7 protein-coding genes are annotated in these 4,607 nt (G+C 44.4%); 5 read left to right on the forward strand and 2 right to left on the reverse strand.

Annotation, left to right across the window (positions count from 1 at the left end):
• Positions 1 to 189 precede the first annotated feature (189 nt).
• Entirely contained in the window at positions 190 to 405 is a 216-nt protein-coding gene (locus tag OH663_RS25665; RefSeq protein WP_263525928.1) for a helix-turn-helix transcriptional regulator, read from the reverse strand.
• Positions 406 to 481: 76 nt separating this feature from the next.
• Here OH663_RS25665 and OH663_RS25670 point away from each other — a divergent pair, with 76 nt between their 5' ends.
• The 3 genes from OH663_RS25670 (at position 482) to OH663_RS25680 (ending at position 2,894) form a co-directional block, all read left to right on the forward strand.
• A complete protein-coding gene (locus tag OH663_RS25670; protein ID WP_263525929.1) occupies positions 482 to 1,177 on the forward strand; it encodes a LexA family protein in 696 nt (231 codons plus the stop codon).
• An 80-nt stretch (positions 1,178 to 1,257) separates the two neighbouring features.
• Positions 1,258 to 2,088: a HipA family kinase gene (locus OH663_RS25675; protein WP_233621926.1), complete on the forward strand. Its 831-nt coding sequence runs from the start codon at positions 1,258 to 1,260 to the stop codon at positions 2,086 to 2,088.
• Positions 2,085 to 2,894 (forward strand): DUF3037 domain-containing protein, encoded by an 810-nt coding sequence (locus OH663_RS25680; RefSeq protein ID WP_263525930.1) that lies wholly within the window; start codon positions 2,085 to 2,087, stop codon positions 2,892 to 2,894. Before OH663_RS25675 ends, OH663_RS25680 begins: the two co-directional genes overlap by 4 nt.
• A gap of 44 nt (positions 2,895 to 2,938) precedes the next feature.
• Here the strand turns inward: OH663_RS25680 and OH663_RS25685 are convergent, their stop codons facing one another.
• Positions 2,939 to 3,163, reverse strand: coding sequence for a hypothetical protein (locus tag OH663_RS25685; RefSeq protein ID WP_263525931.1), 225 nt, complete (start codon positions 3,161 to 3,163; stop codon positions 2,939 to 2,941).
• Between the two features lie 331 nt (positions 3,164 to 3,494).
• On the opposite strand from OH663_RS25685, the gene OH663_RS25690 reads away from it, so the two are divergent.
• Together OH663_RS25690 and OH663_RS25695 are read left to right on the forward strand one after the other, a co-directional pair.
• On the forward strand, positions 3,495 to 3,818 hold the full coding sequence (locus tag OH663_RS25690; RefSeq protein ID WP_263525932.1) for an antitermination protein N: 324 nt from the start codon (positions 3,495 to 3,497) through the stop codon (positions 3,816 to 3,818).
• Between the two features lie 38 nt (positions 3,819 to 3,856).
• Positions 3,857 to 4,483: an Nmad5 family putative nucleotide modification protein gene (locus OH663_RS25695; protein ID WP_263525933.1), complete on the forward strand. Its 627-nt coding sequence runs from the start codon at positions 3,857 to 3,859 to the stop codon at positions 4,481 to 4,483.
• Positions 4,484 to 4,607 lie beyond the last annotated feature (124 nt).

The raw sequence follows: 4,607 nt of genomic DNA on the forward strand, positions 1-4,607 counted from the left end.
CGGTTAAGCAACCAGGACTCAATGCGACGGGCATTGACCTTGTTGCGGTTAATTGAGTTTTCCATTTGTTAATTTCCTAGAGTGTTGAAATAGTTAAATAGGCCAATGCGCAGACACGCATAGCCATTAAGACTTGTTGTTTTGAATCGCCCTTTTTCAGGGCTTAGATGTGATAAGAGCGGGTATTGTTTAGGCAGCGTTGTGTTCAGGTGGGAACACGTCGTCAAGATTAACTGTCGCGCCTAACTTGTTTAGGCATTCAACTAATGCACGACAAGTTTTAAGGTCTGGGTGGCGTCTACCTGACTCCCAATGACCTATTGCACCTTGCGTACACCCGACAATATCAGCCAATGTCGTTTGGGATATCTTTAAAGATTCCCGATACATTCGTAGGTTGCTCATACATCCTCCATAGTAACCATAACGAAACAATACAATATGTACTTTGACAAGGCAAGATAAAAAATACAGAACGTGCATGGATGGGGGTAGTACAAAGCGTAATAATGGTGAGATGAATATGAAATGGAACGAGCTGGCGAGAGTCAGAATGAAAGAGCTTGGCATCACGCAAGAAATGCTGGCTGAAGAGCTTGGAATGACGCAGGGTGGTGTAGGCCACTGGTTGCGCGGATCTCGACATCCGTCACTAGATGAAATAGGTGTTATTTTTCAATATCTTGGTATTTCTAATGTTTCATTTAACCATGACGGGACATTCTCAATTTCTGGTCAGTTGTCAAACGCTCCAGTAAAGAAACAGTATGATTACCCTGTATTCTCGCACGTCCAGGCTGGTATGTTCTCACCTGAATTTCGCACATTCACCGAACGAGATGCAGAGAGATGGGTAAGCACAACAAAGAAAGCCAGCGACAATGCATTCTGGCTTGAGGTTGAAGGTCACTCCATGACGGCTCCAGCTGGTTCAAAGCCTAGCTTCCCTGAAGGAATGCTAATTCTTGTAGATCCAGATGAACCGGTTGACCCTGGTGATTTCTGTATCGCCAGATTAGGTGGCGATGAATTCACGTTTAAGAAACTGATCAAGGACAGCGGGCAGATATTTCTCCAGCCATTGAATCCTCAATTCCCCATGATGCCGTGTAATGAGCACTGTCGGGTTGTTGGTAAGGTTGTTGCGTCACAGTGGCCTGAAGAGACGTTTGGGTAGGTGAGATTGCTTAGAGTACTGATTTGGATTTGAGTGAGTGTATGCCAATTGCTTTATCTATGAATTGAACTCATGAGGAAATGATGCAGGACGATCACCAAAGTGAAGGTCAACTTACTGAGCAGAATGATTTGTTTAGCCTAGACGTGGTGAGTTTGCGACCTGTTCTAGGAAAACGTACTGCACATCTTAAACACACAGTAATAGCCACCGACGGCTGGGAATACGCTGTAAAATGCTGCCAAGATGGCGAGGACTCCTTAGCTAAAGTGGCAAAGAATCCAAGCCTTGTTCCAGCCAGCGAGTGGCTTTGCACTAAACTAGCCGACATGTGCGGTATTGCCACCCCACATTGCAAAGTTATTCATGACGACAGTTCAGGGGTAGATTATTTTGGCTCCCGTTACGATTTATCAGCGACATCTACCCCGATGGATGAAATTACGTTTGCTGAACACTTATGCACATCTGCACCATTGAAGCATCAAGTTTGGGCTATTTATGCATTTGATCAGTTTATATTCAATATTGATAGAAACCTTACCAACTATCTCTATTCGATAGGTCGTGATGGCCATGTGATTGTGCAGCCTTTTGATTTTGGGCTATCGTCATTAGTAATGGGCTGGCCCAATAGAACCGGTGATTCCCTACTGCCTTATGGTTGCCCTACAACAGACAAATGGATAGCCATTCGTAAATTGACAGGACATCACGAATCATGTAAAGAATCAGGGCTGGTCATACTTGAAAAGCTGTCAAAGATTCAATCAGACAGCATAGAATTCATATGTAATGCCATGCCAGAATCCTGGTTAAATCCCCTACAAAAATCGGCACTAACGTCATGGTGGATGAGCGATAACAGGCTAAAGCGTATTGAAGCTGTTCGAAAAGAGGTGTTGAGATGACAATATATAACTACAGCATCATAAGGATTACCCCAAATCCCGTTCGAGCAGAATCAATAAATATTGGACTTATCGTGTCTACACCTGGCGGGCCTGACATCAGAGTTTTAGAAACGTTTTCAAAGATTAAAGCCATTACCAAGTCTTTCAGCATGGAAAATTTGGATGCCCTAAAGTCAAAAATGGAGTTTTTGCTTACTGAAAAGCTCACTCTTGACGAAGCTGTGAAATTCTTTCAGGGAAGTATAAACCTTTCCGAAGCCGGAACCTTCACAGCCAATACTCCGTTAGAGTATGAGAGCAATGTGGAGTTAATAAACAAAACATACATAACTCCTGAAAAATCAAGCAAAAAAGAGCCTATTTCACAAAAAAGAATAATTACGGAGCTGAAAAATCAATTTTCTCACTATGGGATTATGGGTAAAGGATTCGATGATTTAAACGATCATAAAGTCGTGCAAGGATACCCTCTTTCAACTCAACAAGGTCTATATGCAGAACTTTTGCTAAAGAATGGCGCTTACCATTTGACTGAGACGCTAGACTTCAGAACGGCGAACTCAAAACAAAAAGTAGGTGACAGTGCCTTTAAAGCAATAACCATGAGCACAGCTAAAAACATTTTAGATGGTAAGGTAAATGCATTATTGGTTTATGCTGCTGATTTGTCACAAGAAAGAATGTTCTCTCAACAGCTTGCCCTAGTTAATAACTATGCAGATAAGACGTTCAACTTGTTGAGCAATGAGGATATGTCACATTACTTTGAGCACATGCTGAACGCAGCAGGTATTGCCGCCTAATATATCAAAGCGTTACCCAATGAACCCGGCCACCGAGCCGGGTTTTATTTACCCTTCCGCACCATCTCCGCAGCATCCCTCAGCAATCCCTTGTGAATAACATTACCCACCGCTTTCCTCTTGGCTTCCAGACTATCCACTATCGCATCACGACTAATAACTACCCCGCCGATAATCAACTCAACAACCGCCCCACCAATCTCGCCAGCAATGAAAGCTGCTCGATCTTCCAATAGCTCATCCCGGCCCATATCCATTCCTAAACCCATAGCAATGCCCTCATTGATGTTTTTATGAGCATATCACTACAAGTGAAAAAATAAATACCATCACAAAACAATACGTTATGGTGTTTTTCTTGATTATTAGAACAAAGTGTATTGACCACAGTTAAGTACAAGTTGTACTATTACCCCATCAGCAGGACGCACTACTCACCAGGACGGTGAAGCTCTTAAAAATCTTGCGCTGAAAAAGCGCAGCATTCAAAGCAGAAGGCTTTGGGATGTGGCAAGCGAGAAAGGGTAAACGTGAAGAAGCCCTGACTTGTGCGGCTGGTTACCGCCCACATCACCAAAGCTAACTGACAGGAGATTCACAATGGATGCACAAGCACGACGCCGCGAACGCCGCGCAGAGAAACAGGCCGAATGGAAAGCTGCAAATACCCTGTTAGTTGGGGTAAGCGCCAAGCCTAATAACCGCCCTGTTCTGTCGCTGACTCGCAAGCCGAAATCACGCGTAGAAAGCGCTGTGAACCCGATTGATTTAACGGTGCTGGCTGAGTATCGGGAAGAGATGGAAAAACGCGCTCAAGCTGTTGAGCGCAAGAATCATCGCACCTGGTACAAAGATGCGAACCCGTTCGGAAACAAAATCCATGCGGTGCAGAAATCACGCGGTAAATCAACGCCACTGATTTAATCGGTTACGGCGCGTTAATTAACTTATGAGGTGAGGGTATGTCTTCAACACGATTAACAAATGCTTTCCGGGAGCGCATTGCAAAGAACGCGCTAATCAAATCAGGTGTCATCGCGGAGCTTGAGGCGCTACATGTTAAGCGGCAAGAAATAGCTCGTGACGCCAGGGTCTTTGCTCTCGGCGGGAAAGAGAAGGCTGAAAAGCTTGATCGTCTATACGAGAAATTCGAGCAAATTGAAAAGGAGTTAACTGATTCAGGAGTTTCTATCTACAACCCATGCGGAAAGAACCAGTCAATTTACATCTCAATAGGCGGAAGGCGACTTGGATGGTGCTCATATGGAGAAGACAACGAAGGTAAAATCTTCGAGCTTCTTACCCCAGAAAGAGAACGCTGCCTGTTTTCGGCAGATCATGAAATAACTACCCGTTTCGATGAAGTTTTTGCAGCGGAAGCGAAACTGGAAGCCCGCAAAAAAGATATCGAAACCACTGTCTGGGCGGCGCTGAATTCAGTGACAACCATCAAACGCCTGATTGAAGTGTGGCCTGAAAGCAAAGAGCTGATCCCAGACGGTGTGGATACCGCTAAGCAAACACTTCCGGCGTTAAAGGTTGAAGACCTAAACCGACTTATCGGACTTCCAACAGAACAGGTCGCTTAGGCGGCCTTTTTATTAGCTCACGATACAAACAGAGGGTAAGACGATGGAAGAACAGGCTAACAAGATTCTTGTTGAGCTTTTGCAGAAAGCGGTTGCCGGGATTGATGCCGCAGTATCATTTAGT

The organism is Citrobacter sp. Marseille-Q5395 (genome assembly GCF_947057495.1).
GTDB classification, from domain to species: Bacteria; Pseudomonadota; Gammaproteobacteria; order Enterobacterales; family Enterobacteriaceae; genus Citrobacter; species Citrobacter murliniae.